28 protein-coding genes are annotated in these 20,318 nt (G+C 69.8%); 15 read left to right on the plus strand and 13 right to left on the minus strand.

Annotation, left to right across the window (positions count from 1 at the left end; translation table 11 throughout):
• Together N5095_RS06325 and N5095_RS06330 are read left to right on the plus strand one after the other, a co-directional pair.
• Complete coding sequence (locus tag N5095_RS06325; protein WP_267621902.1) at window positions 1–507, plus strand: DUF8056 family protein; 507 nt, start codon at window positions 1–3, stop codon at window positions 505–507.
• 64 nt (window positions 508–571) lie between these two features.
• Window positions 572–1,117: a DUF5812 family protein gene (locus tag N5095_RS06330; protein WP_267621903.1), complete on the plus strand. Its 546-nt coding sequence runs from the start codon at window positions 572–574 to the stop codon at window positions 1,115–1,117.
• 33 nt (window positions 1,118–1,150) lie between these two features.
• On the opposite strand, the gene N5095_RS06335 is transcribed toward N5095_RS06330, so the two are convergent.
• A complete protein-coding gene (locus N5095_RS06335; RefSeq protein WP_267621904.1) occupies window positions 1,151–1,468 on the minus strand; it encodes a DUF7968 family protein in 318 nt (105 codons plus the stop codon).
• A 157-nt stretch (window positions 1,469–1,625) separates the two neighbouring features.
• On the opposite strand from N5095_RS06335, the gene secF reads away from it, so the two are divergent.
• The 3 genes from secF (at window position 1,626) to N5095_RS06350 (ending at window position 4,592) form a co-directional block, all read left to right on the plus strand.
• Window positions 1,626–2,522, plus strand: coding sequence for a protein translocase subunit SecF (gene secF / locus N5095_RS06340; RefSeq protein WP_267621905.1), 897 nt, complete (start codon window positions 1,626–1,628; stop codon window positions 2,520–2,522).
• Window positions 2,522–4,084, plus strand: a complete 1,563-nt coding sequence (locus N5095_RS06345; RefSeq protein ID WP_267621906.1) for a preprotein translocase subunit SecD — start codon at window positions 2,522–2,524, stop codon at window positions 4,082–4,084. The genes secF and N5095_RS06345 overlap by 1 nt, the downstream gene beginning before the upstream one ends.
• Window positions 4,085–4,460: 376 nt before the next feature.
• Complete coding sequence (locus N5095_RS06350) at window positions 4,461–4,592, plus strand: hypothetical protein (RefSeq protein WP_267621907.1); 132 nt, start codon at window positions 4,461–4,463, stop codon at window positions 4,590–4,592.
• A gap of 35 nt (window positions 4,593–4,627) precedes the next feature.
• Here the strand turns inward: N5095_RS06350 and rnhB are convergent, their stop codons facing one another.
• The 9 genes from rnhB to N5095_RS06395 form a co-directional block, all read right to left on the minus strand.
• Entirely contained in the window at window positions 4,628–5,317 is a 690-nt protein-coding gene (gene rnhB / locus N5095_RS06355) for a ribonuclease HII (RefSeq protein ID WP_267621908.1), read from the minus strand.
• 107 nt (window positions 5,318–5,424) lie between these two features.
• Entirely contained in the window at window positions 5,425–5,577 is a 153-nt protein-coding gene (locus N5095_RS06360) for a hypothetical protein (RefSeq protein ID WP_267621909.1), read from the minus strand.
• Between the two features lie 118 nt (window positions 5,578–5,695).
• Window positions 5,696–6,976 carry a tRNA pseudouridine(54/55) synthase Pus10 gene (locus tag N5095_RS06365; RefSeq protein ID WP_267621910.1) on the minus strand — a complete coding sequence of 427 codons (1,281 nt, stop codon included), beginning with the start codon at window positions 6,974–6,976 and terminating at the stop codon, window positions 5,696–5,698.
• 396 nt (window positions 6,977–7,372) lie between these two features.
• Window positions 7,373–7,693: a hypothetical protein gene (locus N5095_RS06370; RefSeq protein WP_267621911.1), complete on the minus strand. Its 321-nt coding sequence runs from the start codon at window positions 7,691–7,693 to the stop codon at window positions 7,373–7,375.
• 606 nt (window positions 7,694–8,299) lie between these two features.
• Window positions 8,300–8,896 (minus strand): hypothetical protein, encoded by a 597-nt coding sequence (locus tag N5095_RS06375; RefSeq protein ID WP_267621912.1) that lies wholly within the window; start codon window positions 8,894–8,896, stop codon window positions 8,300–8,302.
• An 82-nt stretch (window positions 8,897–8,978) separates the two neighbouring features.
• Complete coding sequence (locus N5095_RS06380) at window positions 8,979–9,170, minus strand: DUF7501 family protein (RefSeq protein ID WP_267621913.1); 192 nt, start codon at window positions 9,168–9,170, stop codon at window positions 8,979–8,981.
• 583 nt (window positions 9,171–9,753) lie between these two features.
• A complete protein-coding gene (locus N5095_RS22520) occupies window positions 9,754–9,873 on the minus strand; it encodes a DUF2270 domain-containing protein (RefSeq protein WP_390202733.1) in 120 nt (39 codons plus the stop codon).
• 163 nt (window positions 9,874–10,036) lie between these two features.
• Complete coding sequence (locus N5095_RS06390; RefSeq protein ID WP_267621914.1) at window positions 10,037–10,441, minus strand: helix-turn-helix domain-containing protein; 405 nt, start codon at window positions 10,439–10,441, stop codon at window positions 10,037–10,039.
• Window positions 10,442–10,701: 260 nt separating this feature from the next.
• Window positions 10,702–11,100, minus strand: a complete 399-nt coding sequence (locus tag N5095_RS06395) for a DUF8147 domain-containing protein (RefSeq protein ID WP_267621915.1) — start codon at window positions 11,098–11,100, stop codon at window positions 10,702–10,704.
• A 263-nt stretch (window positions 11,101–11,363) separates the two neighbouring features.
• Between N5095_RS06395 and N5095_RS06400 the strand changes: the two genes are divergently transcribed.
• From N5095_RS06400 to N5095_RS06410, 3 genes are all read left to right on the plus strand, one after another.
• Window positions 11,364–11,486, plus strand: coding sequence for a hypothetical protein (locus tag N5095_RS06400; RefSeq protein ID WP_267621916.1), 123 nt, complete (start codon window positions 11,364–11,366; stop codon window positions 11,484–11,486).
• 124 nt (window positions 11,487–11,610) lie between these two features.
• A complete protein-coding gene (locus tag N5095_RS06405; RefSeq protein WP_267621917.1) occupies window positions 11,611–12,591 on the plus strand; it encodes a transcription initiation factor IIB in 981 nt (326 codons plus the stop codon).
• A gap of 156 nt (window positions 12,592–12,747) precedes the next feature.
• Window positions 12,748–13,203, plus strand: coding sequence for a class I SAM-dependent methyltransferase (locus N5095_RS06410; RefSeq protein WP_267621918.1), 456 nt, complete (start codon window positions 12,748–12,750; stop codon window positions 13,201–13,203).
• A 276-nt stretch (window positions 13,204–13,479) separates the two neighbouring features.
• Here the strand turns inward: N5095_RS06410 and N5095_RS06415 are convergent, their stop codons facing one another.
• Window positions 13,480–14,025, minus strand: coding sequence for a hypothetical protein (locus N5095_RS06415; RefSeq protein ID WP_267621919.1), 546 nt, complete (start codon window positions 14,023–14,025; stop codon window positions 13,480–13,482).
• Window positions 14,026–14,455: 430 nt separating this feature from the next.
• On the opposite strand from N5095_RS06415, the gene N5095_RS06420 reads away from it, so the two are divergent.
• The 3 genes from N5095_RS06420 (at window position 14,456) to N5095_RS06430 (ending at window position 16,829) form a co-directional block, all read left to right on the plus strand.
• Entirely contained in the window at window positions 14,456–14,917 is a 462-nt protein-coding gene (locus N5095_RS06420; RefSeq protein WP_267621921.1) for an SWIM zinc finger family protein, read from the plus strand.
• Window positions 14,918–15,111: 194 nt separating this feature from the next.
• Entirely contained in the window at window positions 15,112–15,663 is a 552-nt protein-coding gene (locus N5095_RS06425) for a hypothetical protein (RefSeq protein WP_267621922.1), read from the plus strand.
• A 329-nt stretch (window positions 15,664–15,992) separates the two neighbouring features.
• On the plus strand, window positions 15,993–16,829 hold the full coding sequence (locus tag N5095_RS06430; RefSeq protein ID WP_267621923.1) for an undecaprenyl-diphosphate phosphatase: 837 nt from the start codon (window positions 15,993–15,995) through the stop codon (window positions 16,827–16,829).
• 25 nt (window positions 16,830–16,854) lie between these two features.
• Here N5095_RS06430 and N5095_RS06435 read toward each other — a convergent pair whose 3' ends face one another.
• Window positions 16,855–17,085 carry a DUF7120 family protein gene (locus N5095_RS06435; protein WP_267621924.1) on the minus strand — a complete coding sequence of 77 codons (231 nt, stop codon included), beginning with the start codon at window positions 17,083–17,085 and terminating at the stop codon, window positions 16,855–16,857.
• A gap of 175 nt (window positions 17,086–17,260) precedes the next feature.
• Between N5095_RS06435 and N5095_RS06440 the strand changes: the two genes are divergently transcribed.
• From N5095_RS06440 to N5095_RS06450, 3 genes are all read left to right on the plus strand, one after another.
• Entirely contained in the window at window positions 17,261–17,683 is a 423-nt protein-coding gene (locus tag N5095_RS06440; RefSeq protein ID WP_267621925.1) for a helix-turn-helix domain-containing protein, read from the plus strand.
• A gap of 149 nt (window positions 17,684–17,832) precedes the next feature.
• Complete coding sequence (locus tag N5095_RS06445; RefSeq protein WP_267621926.1) at window positions 17,833–18,192, plus strand: hypothetical protein; 360 nt, start codon at window positions 17,833–17,835, stop codon at window positions 18,190–18,192.
• Window positions 18,192–18,461 (plus strand): DUF8028 family protein, encoded by a 270-nt coding sequence (locus N5095_RS06450; protein ID WP_267621927.1) that lies wholly within the window; start codon window positions 18,192–18,194, stop codon window positions 18,459–18,461. Before N5095_RS06445 ends, N5095_RS06450 begins: the two co-directional genes overlap by 1 nt.
• A 242-nt stretch (window positions 18,462–18,703) precedes the next feature.
• Here the strand turns inward: N5095_RS06450 and N5095_RS06455 are convergent, their stop codons facing one another.
• Complete coding sequence (locus tag N5095_RS06455; protein WP_267621928.1) at window positions 18,704–19,690, minus strand: M48 family metallopeptidase; 987 nt, start codon at window positions 19,688–19,690, stop codon at window positions 18,704–18,706.
• 173 nt (window positions 19,691–19,863) lie between these two features.
• On the opposite strand from N5095_RS06455, the gene N5095_RS06460 reads away from it, so the two are divergent.
• Window positions 19,864–20,295 (plus strand): NUDIX domain-containing protein, encoded by a 432-nt coding sequence (locus N5095_RS06460; RefSeq protein WP_267621929.1) that lies wholly within the window; start codon window positions 19,864–19,866, stop codon window positions 20,293–20,295.
• Window positions 20,296–20,318: the final 23 nt, after the last annotated feature.

The following is a 20,318-nucleotide window of genomic DNA, read 5'->3' on the forward strand; positions in this document are numbered from 1 at the left end:
ATGAGCAATCGCGGGTACGGCGGGCTTTTCGGCGCGTTCCCCTACGCCTTCCGAGCGAGCGACTCGTGGTTCTTCCGTAGCTACGTCCTCCTGAGTGCCCTCACCTCCCTCCTCGTCGGGCTCCTCGTCGCGGCCGGCGTCGTCGTCCTGCTGGGCAACACCGCCTCCTTCTCGGGCGGGAGCATCACCCTCAGTCGCGCGTTCTACATCGTCGTCGGACTCCTCGTGGTCGGACCCATCCTCGCCCCCACGCTGTTCGTCGCCCGCCGCCACCGACGGGGGTGGAGCAGCGACGGCGACGGCTACGACGTGGCGCTCGCGCTCTCGGGGTACGCCTTCCTGGCCTCGCTGTACGTGGGGTTGGTGGTCTCCATCCCGCCGGAGTTCCAGCAGGGGGATGCCGGCGGCGTCGTGCAACTACTCTACGCCCTCCCCCCACTCGCCGGTCTCGTCCCGCCGCTCGCCGCCGCCGGCGGCATCTACCTCGTCCACCGCGTCCTGCGCTGACGCGGTGGGCACGTCGTCGGTCGAGGACGAAACCCCCAAACCGTCCGACCGCCTACCGCCGGCCATGACAGACGAGCGCGAGGCGGCCGTCCGCGACGCCATCGCGGCGGCCCGCGAAGAGACAGTCGACGAGGGTGGCAGCGACGACCGAAAGGAGGGGACGTTTCTCGTCACCGCCGCCGACGAGGCGTCGGCCGTCCTGAAGGACGTGGACGACGGGCAGGTGCTCACCCTGTCGTCGAACCCGGGCGTCGAGGTCGACGACGCCGTGGAGGGCGTCGTCGCCGCCGACCCGCCGATGAACGTCACCTACCAGCTCGTGGAAATCGAGCGCCGCTGGTCGCTGTCCATCGAAGTGAGCGACGAATCGCCGACGAGGACCTCGGTCGACGTCGGCGACGAGCAGGCCGTCGGCGAACTCGACCGCCGCGAGCGCGCCGGCCACGGCGAGATTCACGTCATCACCGTCCCCGACGGCGAGGGCGCCGACGCGGCCCGCGAGGTCGCGGAGGACCGCGAGGCGACCCTCACTCGGGCCGCCAGACTGGGCGTGAACCGGGTGGAGATTCGGTTCGGCGACGGCGTCGTCAGCGTGCGCTACGTGCCCTGACCCCGGCTCCCCTGCTCCTGCGCTTCGTCGGATTCACCGGTTCGGCCCGGCCGCGCTCTGCACCCGCCAGCCGCTCGCCACGTCGACCTCCCGGGTCGTGAACGCGATGTCGGTGTCGTCGCCGACCGGCCCCTCGCCTTCGACCGCCTCGACCCTGAGCGGGATGTCCGGCGAGTTGCCACAACAGCCCACGTCGACGAACTCGGTGAACTCCTCGCCGACCTCGACGTCGCCGAGCGTCCGCCGGAAGTAGCTCCGGAACCGGTCGCCCGTGAGTTGGTCGCGGCTCCAGTCACCCAGCGACTCGGGGTAGGAGATGACGACGCACGTGGCCGTGGACGCTTCGCTCATGGCACCCGGTAGGCCGTCACGGGACAAAGGCCTCACGCCGGTGGGCGTCGCCGGCGTCACCCGGGTCCCGTCGTTCGGTCCGAAGAAGAAGGCTTATTCGGCGCGGGGCGAGAGCGGCCGACATGGACCAGTTCGCTGACCGACCGGAGGGACTCTGATGGCAGGGACCTCGGAGAACCTCCCCTTCGACCTCCCCGAGGTCGACTACACCCGGTACTCGAACCGGCAGCTCGCGGCGGTGCCCCTGGCGGTGCTCGCGCTCGCCCTCCTCGTCATCGCGGCGACGTTCGCCCTCACCGGGGCGCCAGTCGACCCCGGACTCGACTTCACCGGTGGCACAGAGCTTCGCGTCGCCGTCGACGCGCCGAACGAGGACGCGGCCCGCGAACAGATACGCGGGGCGTTCGCCGTCGAACCCGAGTCGATTCAGTCGGTGCCCTCGGACGCGACCTACATCGTGACGTTCCAAGAGGGGGCCGCCTCGACCTCCGCGCTCGACCAACAGGCCAGAGACGCCGGACTGGAGGTCCGCTCCAGTGACTCCGTCTCCGCCAGCTTCGGGGGCGAGACCCAGGGGCTCGCCCTCGCCGGCGTCGCGGTGGCGTTCGTGGGGATGAGCCTCCTCGTCTTCGCCATGTTCCGGACGTTCGTCCCCTCCATCGCGGTCGTGGTCTCCGCGTTCTCGGACATCGTCATCCCCGTGGCGCTGATGAACCTGCTCGGCATCGAACTGTCGCTGGGGACGGTCGCCGCGCTCCTGATGATTATCGGGTACTCCGTCGACTCGGACATCCTGCTCAACAGCCACATCCTGCGCCGCTCGGGTGACTTCTACGAGTCCACCTACCGGGCGATGCGCACGGGTGTCACCATGACGCTCACCTCCCTCGCGGCGATGGCGGTGATGGCGGTGACGGCGACGCTGTTCGGCATCGAACTGCTCGCCTCCATCGGCATCATCCTCGTGTTCGGCCTCGCCGCCGACCTGATGAACACCTACATGCTCAACCTCAGTCTCCTCCGGTGGTACAAGTTCGAGGGGGTGAACCGCTGATGGTGTCGGTCCGCGACAACTGGCGCGTGTTCCTGCTCGTCCTCGTCCTCCTCGGCAGTACCTTCGCGCTGTTCTCGCCGACGATGTCCGGCTCCGACGGCCCGAGCGGCCCCGGACAGGCGAGCGACGGCCCGACCAATCTCAGGTTCGGTCTCGAACTCTCCGGCGGCACCCGAATCAGGGCGCCGCTGGTCGGCGTCACCGCCGAGGGCGTCCAGTTCGGCGACGAGAACATCACGGCCGTCGAGCGCAACGTGGCCGACCAGTTCGACGGCATCACCGTCACCGACGTGACGGCCCGCCGGAGCGCGAACGCCTCGACCGTCGAGGTGACCGCCGAGAACGTGACGACCGACGACCTCGCGAGTGCGCTCGACGCGACTGGGTACCAGTACGAGTCGGTGCGCGAGGGGGTCACCGAGCCGACCCGCCAGCAGACCGTCGAGGTGCTTCAGGCGAAGGTGAACGAGGCCGGCCTCAGCGGCGGGACGGTCCAGTCGGTGTCGACCGCACAGGGTCAGTACTTCATCCTCATCGAGGCACCCGAGGAGCGCCAGGCGGTCATCGACCTCGTGAACTCCCGCGGGACCGTCCGCGTCGACATCTACCATCCAGCTGAGAACGGCTCCGGTTACACGACTCGCGAGGCCGTCCTCGAACAGGGCGACTTCCAGTCCATCAGCACGGCCCAGCAGGGAGAGGGGAACCAGCCGCCGTTCGTCCGCGTGAGCATCAAGGAGAACGTCGCACCCCAGTTCCAGCGAGCGGTCGTCGAGACCGGCGTCGCTCAGCCCGGTGGGACGAGCTGTTCGTACCGGGAGAACCCGGACACCACCGACCCGTGTCTGCTGACGAAGGTCGACGGCGAAGTCGTCTACGCCGCCGGGATGGAGGCCTCGCTGGCGCAGAGCATGCGCTCGGGCCAGTGGCTGAACGACCCGACGTTCATCCTCCCGGCCGACAACTACTCCGCGGCCCAGCAGCTCGCCATCGACCTGCGCGCCGGTGCGCTCCCGGCTCAGCTCGACCTCGAAGAGGAGGGGACCTCCTCGTACGTCTCGCCCTCGCAGGGTGCGTCGTTCAAGGTCGACTCGCTCATCACCGGCGTCATCGCCGTGCTCGCGGTCAGCGTCGTCGTCTTCCTCCGATACGGGCGGGTGGAGGTCGCCGTGCCGATGATTCTCACCGCGCTGTCCGAGGTGGTCGTCCTCCTCGGGTTCGCGTCGGTCATCGGCTACCCCATCGACCTCGCGGTCATCGCCGGGTTCGTCGCCGTCATCGGGACGGGGGTGGACGACCTCATCATCATCGCCGACGAGGTGATGAGCGAGGGTGACGTCTCCTCCCGCCGGGTGTTCCAGTCGCGCTTCCGGAAGGCGTTCTGGGTCATCGGCGCCGCCGCCGCGACGACCATCATCGCGATGAGCCCGCTCGCCGTCCTCTCGCTCGGCGACCTGCGCGGGTTCGCCATCTTCACCATCCTCGGCGTCATCGTCGGCGTCCTCCTGACGCGGCCGGCGTACGGGGACATCCTCCGTGGCCTGCTGACGGAGAGTCGCTGAGGCGACGCTCGGGTTCGATTTTCCCAGTCTTCTGCTCACCAGCGCGCCGCTCGGCCGGATAGCCGCCGTCGACGACCGACCACCCACCGATGGGTAGGGCTCCGGGAGGGGCCGGTCCAGGCGCTCTGCGCCCGCGAGCTCGGGAGTTCGAAGCGCTCCCGGTGCTCGGCGACACCGACGAAGTAAGCACCGGAGGCGAGCGAACGGCGTGAGCGAGCCGAAGCGCCCAACGAGTCAGCGGAGCCGAGCGGACGGGGGACTCCGGAGGGCAGGAACGCAGCTGCTTCGAATCCCACGTCTCCTCCGGACACGTCGTCGACAGAAAACCCGGAAAAAGACCGTCACGCTCAAACCGGCCGCCAGCGAATCCGGGGGTATGAACGGCTCGTGGTACTCCAGTCCGGAAGGCGCGATGAACCTCATCCTCGGCGGCGTCCTCGCCGCGGCCCTCCTCTTCGGGCTCATCTTCGGGGCGGTGTACATGGGCATCCTCCCGACGATTACGTAGACGTCGGGGAGACTCCCACCACCGTCCTCGGCCGGTCAGAACTCCGCGAGCGACGACTGTTCGGCCGCGGCCAGCAGGTCGTCGCAGGTCGACCACGACCGGCGCGCACAGTCCGGTAGTCCGCCCGTCTCGGCGACGTACCGCCGGAGAAAGGCCCGCGTCGTCGGGTCGCTCGGATAGCCGCTCCCGACCGGCCCCCACTCGGCGTACGCCTCGGCGAGGGTCGCCACCCGCGCGTCGCGTTCGACCTTGGCGACGACGCTCGCGGCGCTCACGACGGGGTAGGACTCGTCGGCGCGGTGTTCGGCGGTCACTTCGACCTCGGTGCCGGCGTCGGCGACCGCCTCCCGAACGCGGCGGCCGAAGCGGTCGGCGTCCACGTCGCCGGCGTCGACGACGAGCCGGTCGCCGGGCTCGGCGACGGCCGCGGCCGCCTCCGCCTGCGCCGCGACCGTCAGGGCGTTCATGTCCGTCGCCGGGTCGTCGATGCGGGAGACCGGGACGACACCGACGCCGACGCTGACCTCCGAGTCGGCCTCGAAGGTGGCCGCCAACTCCTCGCGGCGCGCCGGGGCGACCCGCTTCGAGTCGTCGACGTCCTCGGGGAGCCGGTCGGGGACCGTCCGGACCGCGGCGGCGACCATCGGCCCGAGCACCGGCCCCTTCCCGGCCTCGTCGACGCCGACCGTGACGGTGTCCTCGTCGGCGCCGGAGTCGCGTGTCATGGTCACTCGTCTCCCGGGTCGGAGAGCGGCGGCTAAGCCGTTTCGACTCGTCGAGCGGGTCCGTCGGCTCGGACGGACGGGACGTCGTAAAAACGGGTTGTCGGCCGCTACTTCGAGGTCGCGCGGGACGCCGCCGACCGCGGCTCCGGCTTCGCCTCCAGCTCCGGTTCCGGCGCTTCCTCCCCCGTCGACCGCGAGCGTTCTTCGGTGTCGAGCTCCTCCCGTAGTGCCGTCCACTCCGCGTCGAACTCCTTACACATCGGACTTCGAGCCCGGTTCGGGTGTACGAACGCCGACATAAATTCGTTGTGGCCGACGGTGGCGACGACCGGTGCGCGTAGACCGGCTGAACGGACGACCCGTGAACCGGCCGGGGTCTCAGCGGAAGAACTCGGACTGTTCGAACGCCTCGGACTCGCCCTCGACAGCGGTCACGTCGAGTGCGCTCACGTCGGCGTCGACGCCGAGCAGTCCCGCGAGACTCGGTTCGGTCCGGCCGTCGTCGCCGGAGACGAGCTCCTTGATGTAGAGGCCGCCTTGGCCGTGGACCTCGACGGTGGCGTGACGGGGGTCGGAGAGCTCGCCCGACGCGTCGTAGACGGTGCGTTCGCGGGTGAGCGCGGCACGGCGGTGGTCGACGCGCTGGGGCGTGTACTGCCGGATGGTCGCGCCGGTCAGTTCTTCGAGGGCGTCGGCGAGCGCCTCGGCGGTCACGTCGCCGCCGAAGGTGACCTCGGCACGGTAGGTCTTGCTCGCGTCGAGTTCCTTCACGCGCTCGACCATGTCGTAGGTGGCGAGGCGGAGCCCCTCGACCTCGACGGCGCCGTCGGCGAAGGCGTTCACGTCGCCCTCCAGGCGCTCCACGTCGATGCGGCGCCGACGGGGCTCTTTGACCTCGACGACGAACGGGCGACCGGTGCCGAGCATCAGCGCGTCCACGTCCTCGCGACCCGCACCGTGGAACAGCGCCTCGGTGCCGTCCATCAGGTCCATGACGATGGGGGCGACGTACTGCTCGACGCTGTCGTCGTAGAGATAGCCCGACCCGCCGCAGTGGTCACAGGGCTCTCGACCCTGCCGGCCGGAGCCGTCACACTCCCGGCACGGCCACTCCGTCTGGGGGATGTCTCGCTCCAGCTTCCGGTAGCGCCCGTAGACGAACGCCGAGTTCACGGTGGTCTCGACGCGGTCCTCGGCGACGTCGATCAGGAACTGCACGTCCGGTCGACCGAAGTCGACCTCGGTGTCGGTGAGGCGACCCACCCGCTTGCCGACCTCGCGGTTGAACTCCGACTTGAACAGTTCGCCGGCGTCGGGGTCGAGGCCGACCTCCTCACGGAGAAGCGCCTCGTTCTCCTCGACCAGCGGCGGGGCGCGGGTGCCGACCTGGTAGGTCTCGAACTCGGTGCCTTCGACGGCCGCGGCACAGCGCTCGGCCCACTCGTCGAAGCGGGCACACTCCCCCTCACACACCCAGCAGTCGGCCGTCTCGACGGACTCGGGCTCCTCGTCCGTCTCCAGTCCGTGGGCGACCCGGAGGGACCGACCGCGCTCTGCGTTCGTGAGGCCGAAGCTCCGGTCGGCGTAGACGCGACCGAGACACGAGTCACACACCGGACCCGTGTCGGCGAGCGCCGCGGCCTCGTCGAGGATGCTCATGCGCGAATCCAGACGACGGGGGGGTGAATGCCTTACTATCCGACCTCGGAACCGAGTGTGTGAATCGCCGATTTAGGGGACTGCCAGTCGCGCAGTGAGACGCGCCGAACACGACAGGTACGCCTTCGACGAGGGCGGCCGGACCCCACACGGAACGACTTGGCGCCCGTTTCTGCGGGCGTCGGAGACGGTGACGAACCGACGGCTCCGAGCCTTCGAAAGGCGAAAACGGGGCGGAGCGGTCAGCGAGGACCGGAGACGACGCTTGGTCGGAATCGAGCGTTCGTTACCGACCCCCCGCCTCTTGGCGGCGGTTTCCGTCGCCGGTCGGCCTCCTCGGTCGGGAGGACGACGCGCCCGCCGTCCGTGTCGACTGTTCGACCGACCCCGCGGCGCTCACACATCGCGGTCCTCCCGTGCGAGGACGGACACCTCGGCGCGCTCGACGCCGAACCCGTCGCGGAGCTGTGCGGCGAGCGCGTCGCCGTCGGCGTCGGGGCGCTCGGGTCGGAGTCGGAGCGTCGCGACCAGGTCGACCGCGAGGTCGTTCAGGCCGGGTCGAAGGCCGGAGACGTCGACCGCTTCGACCTCGAGGACGCCGTCGACGCGTCGCAGTCGCTGGTGGACGCCGTCGTGGAGGTCGCCGCGGCCGTTCCGCGAGACTAACACGCGCATCTCGGCGCGGACCGTGCATTCGGGCTGCGTCTGGACTGACATCGAGACCCCCGCCGCGAGTCGAACGCGGCGTCCCGGTCGGCGGTCGTGGACCGCGGGCGTCCGACGCCCGCGGTCCGAGCGCGCCCTCTCGAACCGGGATGAACCCTCGGGGGTGTCCGGGAGAGCGATGCCTCTCCCGGGTCGGTGGCTGAGCCGTGGCTCGTCGACCGCCGCCGGCGATTCGGGAGGCGTCGGCGGCGCCGGTGACACCGGACGACGGTCGATGGACTCGCCTGTCGCCTGTGACGACGCAGGAGAAGGACACTCGGACCCGTCCGTGTCCGGTCGGGGGTCGAGAGAAACCTTCCGCCCCCGCGCCGTGTACGTAGCGGTTACGCGGCGACGGAGACGGTCCGAGTGTCGTCGTGAGACACCTTCATCCCGGCTCCCTCGCGGGTACCACAATCGGCGCTGCCATAGAAGGCGAGCGTCGGGTTGTGAGTCGGGATCATGGTCGTGGTCTCACGAGCGCGGCGCGATGCCACGCTGTGTAGTCGTGACATCATGTGCATCGATGATAAAAGTTTCTCGGCTGTGGGTCCCTGTAGCACGCCAAAGAAGAATGCCGAACGGCTCGATTCGCGTCGAATCGCCGCGGACCGTCCGTTAGCTCTCGGCCGTCGTGGTCGTGGTGTTGGCCGTGGTCGCGTTACCCGTCGTCGAGTTCGCGGAGCTGTTGTTACCCGCGGTCGTCGTGGTCGTCGCGTTGCTCGCCTCGACCTCGTGGGTCGCGAGCGTCTCGGTCGTACCGTCCTCGCTGACCCAGACGACTTCGACCGTGTCACCCGCGGACGCGTTCACGGTGATGGTGTTACCGACGGAGATGGGGTACTCCTGAGCGCTCGCGTTCGCGTCGTCGGAGACCCACGTCGTGTTGTTCTCACCGACCGACACCACGACCTCGCTCGTGGTCTCGTTGGTAATCGAGGCGCCGCCCATGTGGACGACCATCACTTGCCCCTCGGCGGGCGAGCGGAAGCTGAAGTTGGCCTCGGCGTCCGACTCGGCGGACTCGTTCGACTCGGTGGTCGTCTCGTTTCCGCCGTCCATCGCCTCGGTCGTCTCGTTCATCGTCGTCTCGTCCATCGTCGTCTCCGCGCCGGAGGCGTTTCCGGTCTCGTTGCCGGCGGAGTCCGTCGTTCCACTACACCCTGCCAGCAGTAGGAGGGCGCAGACGAACACGGTCGCGATTGCTCGTCGCATACGACCGGAACGTCCCACGCACGATACATATGCTTTCAGGCCGAAACCGTGCGTACGGCTGTCTATGGCACGCCTGTAGCCGTCAGCCCGACCACTCGCCGTCCATGTCGCCGGCGACCTGCGTCCGCCAGGACTCGAAACTGGACTCGCAGGTCGGCTCCTCGTCGATGTGGTCGATGAACCCCGCACCGGCGTCGGTCAACTGGTCCCCGCAGAACGGGCACTGCTCGGTGTCGGTCCACTGCGGCCGTGAGGTGGTCGTCTCGACGCTCATTACGACCGGTACGACGACACGAAACCACTTGAATCAGTGGGTCAATTCGGGGAGGTAGGTGGAAGATACTCTGAGAGTAGGCAGATATTTACTCTATATGGGTCATTACAACGCACAATACCGACGATTCGTAAATTCGAACGCGGATCAGAACTCCAGCTTCGGTCCGGGGGGTCGTCCTCGAAGGGGACTCGCCGGTCGGTTTCGGACACTCGCTCCGGTGGCGCGTCCGACGCGGTCGTCGTCACCGTGGCCCGGTGAATCCGATGGCACCGTACGGAACATCATCCGTCGGGACCGGGCGGGACCGAGAAGAGGGGGCCGAACCCGAACACCAGGTCGGCAGTCGAGCGCCGTCTGCCGTCGCCGAGACCGAGGTCCTAGGGCGGACTACTCGATACCGTCCCAGGCGCCGACCCCGCTGCGCCGGAGTTCGCCCGTCGCCTGCCAGACGCGTGGGCGGACGGTGATTCCCGCGGGCCGAGGGAGAAACAGTCGACCGTGGCGACGACGAGGGCGACGTAGTGGGGCCGTTCCGCATGGAAGAGGCGTAGGTGAGGATGGCGGCCATCAGCGTCACCGCCTAGTTCGAACGGCGGTCGAGGCGCCCGCGCCACAGCTTCATCCGATGAACCTCTCCCCGGTAGAGGTGCGCCATCGACCTGCCGGGCGAACTCGACTCCTCGAAGAACCACCGTCCCATCGTCCGGGCCTCCTCGCTCGGCGCGTCGAACGACTCCTCGCGGTCGTACCCTGTCGACCCCTCGTCGGACTGCTCGGTCCACTTTTCGGGATGTCGGCGGACCCCGGTGTCGCCGATTCCGATTGCACGCCGCGCATCCCGTCGTCGGTGACTCGACGAGCGTTCAGTTCTCCGCGGTCACCCGGGCGGCCGGCTGCTCGTCGTACTTGTCGCGGAACTCACCGATGAGCTGTCCCATCTTCGCGTACCAGTCGTTGAGCATCCGCTGCATGTCGTCGGCGATGCGGTCCGGGTCGGTCGGGCGGTACACGTGGTAGTACCCGCCGTTCTCGTAGTTCACCTGCTCTTTCTGGACGAAGCCGGCCTGCATCAGTCGCTGGACGGCACGGTAGGCGGTCGAACGCTCCCGGTCGACACGCTCCGCGACCTCGTCAACGGTCAACGGCTCCGTGCTCTCGACCAGCGCGCCGAAACAGCGCTTGTCGAGCTCTTTGAGCCCGTGCATACACTCCAGCAGTCCCTCGCACTCCATGTCACGACGGAGGAGTTCGCTCATCGAGTCAGCCATACCACCACTACCCATCCGAAGCCAAAAAGGCTTGTGTAGTTTCTGCACAATCGAACACGGCTGATGGACTACCACGAGGGGACTACGACGGCGTCACCGCCTGTGTCGGCGCCGCCACCGGACTTCAGTGCACGGCCGACGCCGACGCCCGATTGCTGGTCTGATACCCACCCGCTCTTCCTCCCGAACGCGCCTCCCTCGGCTCGAACCGACCCTCGTCTCGACGAGCGGGGTCGGGCGACCTCGGCTCGGCCGTCGGTTCAACTGGCCCTCGTCGCTCTCGGCCGACGGCCTACCAGCGTCGCGACAGTGACGGCGACGACGAGGCTGAGGAGCAGATGAACGGGGAGCGTGAACAGCTCGTCGGCCCCCGGAACGTTGACGTACCGGAGCCCGGAAATCGCCAGAAACACGACTCCGAACGCCCCGTACGCGACGAGTACGGCCGCGGGACCTCCCGACAGCCGGTCGCGGGAGAACGCGAACGCGACGACGACGCCCGTGAACAGACCGACGGCTCCCCCCACCCCTACGCCGAGGATGCCGACGCCGGGGCTCGCTCCGTACAGCCCGCTCAGCAGTTCGATGGTCACGGCACCAGTTACGAGGAAGGTGGTGACGGCGCTTGCGAGTCCGAGGATGAGGGTCCGTGCGTTCATACGCTTCTATTGGACGCCGAACGCTAAATAGCCGTTTTACCGGTCCAGAGCGGTGAGAAACGTCATCAGAGGGTTCGATGCCGGCCGCGGTCCGTGCGTCGTGACGAGCATCGACCAGCCCACCGGTCGGATTTCCTATACCCGTATCCGGTGTATCACTTCGACGACGGCTCTCGCCGGCCGCCGGCCGGGAACAGGAGTCGGGCGCCAGCGACCGTCCCGGGGACGAGAGTGCCGGAAGCCGTCTCGAGCGAGGGATTGCCGTGGTCGGCCACGACCGTGTCGCCTGCCGACCGCGACTGCCGACCGGTGCCGACACCGCGACGCCGGTGTGTGACGCCGCGGGTGACGGCGAGCCCGTGACGGGGGTCGACGGCCCGATCTGAGTTATACCGCCCTGGATAGGCATCCACCCGCCGGCCGCCGAGGCGGCGCCGTCGGTCGTTGTCGACGACGACCGACCGGAAGCATCCGATAGAGTGTTATGTCTCCATCCATGTCCTACCGTCGATGACGAACTCCTTCCGCGAACGGGCGCGAACTCGCGACGGGAAGACGGAGGAATCCGACGAGGGGGAACGCGAGCAGGGTGGCCGCGAGCAGACGTGTCCGGAGTGCGGGTCCGACCGGCTGGTCAACAGCGACGACCTCGGCGAGCTCATCTGTGACGACTGCGGGCTCGTCGTCGACGAGGGGAACATCGACCGCGGGCCGGAGTGGCGCGCCTTCGACCAGCGCGAGCGCGACTCGAAGTCCCGGGTCGGGGCCCCCATCACCGAGACGATGCACGACCGCGGGCTGACGACCACCATCGACTGGAAGAACAAGGACGCCTACGGGCGCTCCATCTCCTCGAACAAGCGCAGTCAGATGCAGCGCCTCCGGAAGTGGCAGGAGCGCATCCGCACGAAGGACGCCGGCGAGCGCAACCTCCAGTTCGCGCTCTCCGAAATCGACCGCATGGCCTCCGCGCTCGGCGTCCCCAAGAGCGTCCGCGAGGTCGCCTCGGTCATCTACCGCCGCGCGCTCACCGAGGACCTCATCCGGGGTCGGTCCATCGAGGGCGTCGCCACCAGCGCGCTGTACGCCGCCTGTCGACAGGAGGGGATTCCTCGCTCGCTCGACGAGGTAGCCGAGGTCTCCCGCGTCGGCCAGAAGGAGATCGGCCGCACCTTCCGCTACATCTCCCAGGAACTCGGTCTCGAACTGAAACCCGTCGACCCCAAGCAGTTCGTCCCCCGCTTCGCGTCCGAACTCGAACTGTCGAAGGAGGTCCAGGCAAAGGCCAACGAGATAATCGACGTCTCGGCCGAACAGGGCCTGCTGTCGGGCAAGTCCCCGACCGGCTTCGCCGCCGCCGCCATCTACGCCGCCTCGCTGCTCTGCAACCAGAAGCGCACCCAGCGCGAGGTCGCCGAGGTCGCACAGGTGACGGAGGTCACCATCCGGAACCGGTATCAAGAACAGATCGAAGCGATGGGTATCCACTGACGGCAGCCAGACCGTCCGCGGTCCGTTCGCGTCTCGTCTCGCGGTTTTTGATCTCCGACCACCGGGTCGTCACTCGCCCAGGAGACGCGTCGCTCCGGGCCGTGTGCAACCGCGGCGGCGCGGCACCGCCGTGAGCCGCTCCGGGACACAAGAGCGATGCCGACGCCGACCGAAGGCGACCGCGTGTACGACGACGGACGCCGTCGGTACGACTGGTGGAGCGACCACCAGACGCTGTTCCGGCTCGCCTCGTGGTTCGCCTTCGGCGGCGAGGAGCGCCGGCTCCGGACGGCCGCCCTCGACGCCCTCTCCCTCGGAGGAGGCGAGACGGTGCTTGACGTGGGCTGTGGCCCCGGGGTCAACTTTCCGGCGCTCAGAGCGCGCGTCGGCGTCGAGGGGAGCGTCGTCGGCGTCGACCTCAGCCGTGGGATGCTCTCTCGCGCCCGTGACCGGGTCGTCGACGACGGCTGGCAAAACGTCCACCCGGTCGGCGCCGACGCGGCGACGCTCCCGCTCCCCGACGGCTCGGTCGACGCCGCCTACGCGACGCTCTCGCTGAGTGCCGTCCCCGACCTCGACGGGACGCTCACGGAGCTCCGGCGCGTGCTCTGACCGGGCGGTCGCCTCGCCGTCTTCGACGCACAGCCGTTCCAGTCGGGACCGCTCCGCGTCCTGAACCCGCTCGTCGCGCCGTTGTCGCGGGCGGCGACGAACTGGCATCCGGACCGCGACATCCCGGCGGCGCTCGGAGACCGGTTCGAGGCGTGTCGAGTCGAGACGCGGAACGCCGGGACGGCGTTCGTCGCGCTCGCCGTCCGAGGGGAGTGAGGGTCGTCGCGAGCGCCGGACCGGAGCCGCTCGAACCGGAGCCGCTCGAACCGAAGCCGGTCAGTCGGCCCGGCCGCCAGGAGAGACGGGTTCGCCGTGCGACTCGTGGTCGGCCTCCCGTCTCCGACTCTCGCCATCGTTCTCGTCTCCACTCGCGCCGTCTGTGGCGTCGCTCGTCGCTCCGCGTTCGGAAGCGTCGCCCGACGGACTCTCGTCGTCCGGCACGTCTCGACCGCTCCGGGGGCCGGCGTCGGCCGCCGAGCCGAGGTCGACCGCCACCCCGTCCGGTCCGTCGACCACGCCAACGCTCCGCGGCGGTCGCGCCGCTTCGAGCACGGCGCCGACGGCAATCAGGGCGACGACGGCGCTGGCGAGGCTCCACGCGACGCTGACCGGGAGTCCGAGGGCGGCCGAGAGCGGCGGCACCGGCCCGAGGTCGAGGCCCGACGGGAGCGCGGCGAGGGCGGCGTTCACCGCATCCCTGGCACCGAGGAGGATGAGCGCGTACGCGCCGAAGTACGAGACGATGCCGACCTGCCGGAGTCGGTCGCGGTCCACGCGGCCCCACCACGAGCGGAGGTAGCGGCGGGCTTCGGCGGGCGTCACGGAGCCCACCTCGTGGGGCGTTCTGGCACCATGCACCCGCCTACTGGACAACCCATCATGAATCCGAAGAACCGTTGACGCCGTTTCACACCGTTCAGACCGTCGGGTGACGGACGGTCATCACCCTCGCCGCGTTCGCGCTCTTCCGGACCGAACTGCCGGAGATGTGCCGCTCTCGCGGAGTTTGGGCGCCGCATAAACTCGCTTACGCGGGCCGGAAACCACCACCGAGGGTCGGGTACGTCGGCCGGTCGGTCACCCGGCGCGCCCACCGATGCCCGGTGGGGGCCGACCCGTACTCGACCGGCGCGTCACTTATGCACGTCCGACCCCTGTAACACACGACTCGAGGCACCCCGAACCACAGCCGCCTCGCTCTCGCTCGAACCGCATCCGACCGCCTCACCGAAACCACCAGGGCGACACACCGATGTCACAGCACTCCACCGACGGCGACCACGACTCACGCGACGCTCACCAGCACCGGGGGAACGGGAAACCTCGAGACGGCGACCGCACCCGCGACACGCCGACGCTCCCGTCGTACCTCGACGACCTGCTCGACGAGCGCGACTGCCGGGCGCTGACCGAGACGATGTTCCTCGACGAGGCGGCCCCGGACCTCTACCGCGTCCGGACCGCCTCCGGCGGCGACTACCGCGTCGACCGCCGCGAGCCCGCCTGTACCTGTCCGGACTTCCAGTATCGGGAGACTCGCTGTAAGCACATCCGACGGGTCGAACTCGAGACGGGCGACCGGGACGCCGCGGCGGTGTCGAGGGCCGTCGACCGGGCCGTCGACCGGGTCGACGACCGAATCGCGGAGCTCGCCGCACACCGGGCCGAGCTACGCTCGTTGCAGGCCGCTGCCGAGGCGTTCGGTGCGCGGTGACGTTCGTGGGGCCGACGCGCTCTGCGTACGGTGCCCCTCGACTCCCACCGGCCGCCGAGCAGGGCACGACCTCTCGGTCGGAGGCGGCGGCCCGCCCGACGAATAATATCGCCCGGGTGAACATTCACGGGCGAGAACCACCGTCCGTCGGGCGTCTGACGACCTTTCTTGGGGATGGGTACCGAGGTGGCTGTATGGCACGGCTCCGCTCTCGTTCTCACTCTCGGTCCCGGGCCGACTCACGGGGTACCTCCTCGCTGAGTTCCGTCCGCGCGGCGCTCCCGTCGCTCCCGTCGGTGTTCGCTCGACGGAGCGGGACGTCCGGGTTCACGGGCGACTACCGCACCGGCCTCAGACTCTCCCAGGACCTGTTGAACCTCGCCCTCATCGTAATCGGCGTGCGCTTTGCGCTCACCGGCGCGTTCATCACCGTCGTCTCGTCGCACGTGCTGGTCGTGCTGGCGTTCAACCTGCTCGTCACCGCGCCGGCGATGTATCGGATGCTCCGCCGACTCGGCTGGGTCGACGGTCCCGCCATCGGCCCCGGCCTGGCTGTCGCCGGGGCGGTCGGCGCCCTCGGACTCGTCTCGGGGACGCTGACGCCGAGTCGGTCGTCGGCCCGCTCCTCCGGTCCGTCCCGTCGGGCCCGCCTCCTGTCTCGGATTCGCGGCCTGTCGGCGCCGCTGCTTCGGTCGGTCCGTGCGGCCCTCCCCTCCCGTCGCGGGTCGACCTCCGACCGCCTCTGAGGGGACCGAATCGTCGAACCCGACCGCCTCCGAACGGGTTGAATCGTCGACCTCACCGGCCGTAGGCGGGACACTGCGGGATGCTATCACCGGCCGCGATACAGCCACCCAAACTTTCATTTCACTGCAGCCGTCTAGTAATGTGGGGCCAGGTGGCCCTCGGGCCGCCACGTCACACGTTCTATGGTCCCACGTTTTCCCCCGCGGGTGGGCGTCTGGTTCACGCCCGCCCGTCCCCCGTTCCCCGTCAGCGGCGGCTCCGCGCTCTCGGCTTCCCCGAGGCTCGCCGTTCCGAATCCGTTTAGTACCGGCGCCGGCCTCGCAGAGCCATGGCAAGCGTCGCGGACCGCGACCTGCTCGTCGCGCTCGTCGTGGGGTTGGTGCAGGGCGTCGTCGAGTGGCTACCCATCTCCAGCGAGGGGAACGTCGCGCTCGCCCTGACGCTCCTCGGGGAGTCCCCCGAGGCGGCGGTCGGGTACGCCCTCTTTCTCCACCTCGGGACCGGTCTCTCGGCGACGGTGTACTTCCGCGACGACATCGTCGAGACCCTTCGAGGGGCGCAGGAGTGGCGTCCGGGCGACGCCTTCGGCCCGGGGTCGGCGACGCTCTCGTTCGTCGTCCTCGCCACGCTCGCCTCCGGCGTCACCGGCGCCCTCGCCTACACCGCCCTGGAGACGCTCGTGTCGGCGCTCACTGGCGGCGCGTTCGTCGCGCTCATCGGCGCGCTACTCGTCGCCACCGGCGTCCTCACGCACGTCGCCGGCGGCGTCTCCGGCGGGGACCGCGACCGGCCGGACCTCCTCGACGCGCTGCTCGTCGGTGGCCTGCAGGGCCTCGCCATCCTCCCGGGGGTCTCCCGTTCGGGGACGACGGCGGGAGCGCTCCTCCTTCGAGGCCACGACGGCGAGGGCTCTTTCCGGCTCTCCTTTCTCCTCTCGGTTCCTGCCGCGCTCGGCGGCGCCGCCATCGCCGTCCTCGACGCCGGCGGACTCCCGGCGCTGTCGCCGGCGGCGGCCGTCGTCTCGCTCGCGGTCGCCGCGGTCGTCGGCTACCTCACCGTCGGCGCGCTGATGAAGGCGGCACGCCGGCTCCCCTTCCCGGCGGTGTGTGTCGCGCTGGGTGCGCTAGCGCTGGTCGGCGGGCTCGCGGTGGGCGGCGTACTGTAGGGGCAGAAAAGAGACGCGCCGCGACTCAGAGCTCGTCCGCGGGGTCGCCGCGCGTGTCGGTGTCGAAGAGGTTCTCCTCGGCGCTCTCGCTGAACCCCTCCTCGGGCCCCTCGTCCATCGGCTTCACGTTGTACGCCTCCAGTCCGGCGGTGATGAGCTCCTCGTAGGCCTGCTCCTCGGTGACGAACTCGTCGTCGATGAGCCGCTGGAGCTGGAAGTGCGTGTCGTCGGAGAGTTCGACTTCGAACGTAGGCACGAGCGCCGCTCGGAGCCGCACGCTCAAAGGTGTGACGACTGGTTGCGTCGGCTGGACGTTCGTGGACCGAGACACGTCGGCCGCCGAGCTCCCGACGGTGACGACCGACGACCGACGTCTGCGACCGAGACCCGACCGTGCGGTTTTTTGACCGGACGGTACCGAGAGAGGAGTGATGGCGAAGCTCGCGGACGCCGACCCCGACGCCCTTCGCGAGGCGCTGGCCTCGACGACGGAGGCGAAGCCCGCGAAGCGGCTGATGGTCGCCCTCGCGTACCTCGACGGCGAGTCGGTGGCGACGCTGTCGACGCGCTACGGGATTCCCCGCTCGACGGTGTACTACTGGCTCGACCGTTTCGAGTCCGAACCGCTCGAGTCGGCCATCCGGGACGAGGACCGACCGGGGCGCCCGCCGAAGCTGGACGAACGCCAGCGCGAACAGCTCCGTAGCGACCTGCAGGCGCCGCCGAGCGAGCAGGCGTTCGACGCCGAGGCGTGGACCCCGGCGCTCGTCCGTGAACACGTCGACCGGCGCTTCGACGTCTCCTACTCCGAGGGCCACGCTCGCCGGCTCCTCGACCGGCTCGGCCCGAGCTAACCGCCCGGGCGACTACCAGGGGCGACATCGTCTCCGGTCGCATCACCGTCCCGACCGTTCGATTACCCGCCGGTAACGACGACCGATTACGACCCTGTTACTTTACTTACAAATAGGAAAAGGTGAACTTTGGTTTTAGAGGAACACCCGTGTCCGACGACACCACCGCCACCACAGGCCAGTCCACCGTCCCCCGGAGCGTCAGTGCGGAGGCCAGTCTCGCGAACCCCACCGGGCAGGTCCCACGACGAGGCGACCTCCCCGGCGCAGTCGACCCGACGGCCCCGACCCCGCCGACAGGTTCGGTCGCTCCGTCGTCGCTGTGTGCGGACGGGGGGTACGAACCCGACTCCGGCGGGGGTCACGACCACGACCGGGTCAGAGACGGCGGAATCGTCGTCCGACTCGAGGCCGACGGCGTCCTCTTCCACGAGGGCGCCGGACGGAGCGACGGCCGATGGCTCTCGGTCGACCGCGACAGCCTCGTCTCGCTCGACGAGCTGTGCTGATGCGGCCGACGACCAGTCGAACGAACGTCGCGCGGGCGGGTGCGGTCGGCGTCCGAACGCTCGGTGCCGCCGTCGGTCTGGGCCGTCGGACGCTGCTGCTGCTCCGGGTCGTCGCGTTCTGGACGGCCGTCTCCCTCCCGGCGCTGTACCCGCTGCTGTTGCTCGGACTGCTCCCGGCGGGCGTCCTGACCGTCATCGAACTTCTCGCGGTTCACACGCTCACGCTGGTTCTCGGCCGCGGATACGGTCGGACGCCGACGAGCGGCTGACCGGGGTTCCGGGTGGGCCGTCGCGGCGTCCGACCTGCGGCTGACACACCACTGTCGATGCCCGACCCGCCGCTTGTCGCGCGGACACCTGTCGGTGTCGTGGGTGGGCGACGCGACGGGGGGAGGGCGGCACGGCGGGGACGGGCACCCGATGGTTCTCGCCGGAGGAACAAAAACCCTCGATTGAGTGAAACGAGCGTTGTGTCCATCCGTTCGGTCGCCGACCTCCGTTTCCGGCTCGCTCACTCGATGGGGATGCGATACGGGGTCGTGGCGGGCGTTACGCCCTCCCGTTCGGCGCGCTCGACCAGCCGTCCCACCCGCGCCTCGACCGGCGGGTGGGTCGCCACGAGCCGTCGCCAACCCTCCCGTTCCCCGCCGGCGTGTGTGTACAACGGCGACAGCGGCGACAGTCGCGGGTTCGCCGCCCGGTCGAGTTTCACGAGCGCTCGAGCGAGCGCCAGCGGGTCGCCGACGGCGTCGACGGCGCGGTCGTCGGCGGCGTACTCCCGGCGCCGCGAGTGGGCGAACACGAGGAGGGTGAGGCCGAACAGGAGGGTGAGCACCGTCCGGTCCAGCCAGACGCGGAGCCGGCCGAAGGGGGTGAGCGCCCACTCGCCGGGCTCACCCCCCGCCCACGCCGACCCGCGGGCGAGACCGGAGAGCAGGAGCACCGCCGGGAGACAGACGACGAATCCGACCGCGGTGAGCGTCCGAGTGAGGCCGAACGCGACCGTCTGGACGAGCGCGTCACGAGCTCGGAGGTGGGCCAGTTCGTGGGCGAAGACGGCCTCCAGTTCGGCGGCCGTGAGAAGCCGGAAGAGCCGGTAGTCGAGGACGACGACGCCGCTTCCGCCACGGCGGCGACCCCCTCCCCCGCCGACCGCGAGCGCGTTGGGCACGGGGAGGGCGGCGACGAGCACGGTCGGGGGGTCGACCCCCATCGCCGCCGCCACGTCGTCGAACCGGTCGCGGACGCCCGGCCCGGCGTTCCGTGGGAGTTCGACCGCCGTGAGCCCGTCGAGCAGACGGCCCGTCCCGTACTGGTGACCGAGTACCGCCGAGAGGAGAGTGAACCCGAACAGGAGTGCGGCCACCGTCACCAGGTCGCCGCGGTCGAGCCACACCACGCGGAGGAGCCGGTAGACGAGGACCGCGGCGAGGAGGTGAACGGCGAGCACGGCGGCGCCGACCGCGACGCCGACCGCCCGGACGCCGAGTCGTGGCATGGGGAAGTCTCGCCGGGACCCGACAAAAGCGGCTCGGTGCGCCGGGTCGGCCGCTCCGCGGCCGGTCGGTACACGAGCGACGGCCTGCGGGCGACCGCCGTGCCGGCGGTCCCGGGGGCCGGGACCGGAACCGACACCGACTTGCGCTCGCCGGCGGGACCTCCGGCCGAGAGATGGGTCTACGCTCGTGGTACCTCTGGAAGGGCGGTCGTCCCTTCGCCTCGCTGTTCGGTCGACTGATTTGGCCGCGCCCCTCCGCCGGCGCGCTCGTCGTCCACGACGGGGCGGTGCTCGCCGTCGACACCGGCGACTACCTCATGCTCCCACTCGGCGGCCTCGCCCACGGGGAGACGTTCGCCGACGCCGCCCGCCGGGAGGCGCGCGAGGAGACCGGCGTCGACGTCGACCTGGGACGGCGCGTCGCGGAGGGGACGAACGCCTACGGCGGCGTCGAGGTCGTCTTCGCGGCCGAGCCGCGTCACGACCCCTCGCCGACCCGGTCGTGGGAGGGCCGTCCGGTGTGGGTCCCGCTGGACGCGGTAGCGGAGCGTCGGTGGCGCTTCGACCGCCCGATTACCGACTACGTCGCACGCCTTCGGGAGTGAGGCCGACGGTCGCCGGCACCGCC

This window comes from Halobium salinum (assembly GCF_026586625.1).
GTDB classification, from domain to species: domain Archaea; phylum Halobacteriota; class Halobacteria; order Halobacteriales; family Haloferacaceae; genus Halobium; species Halobium salinum.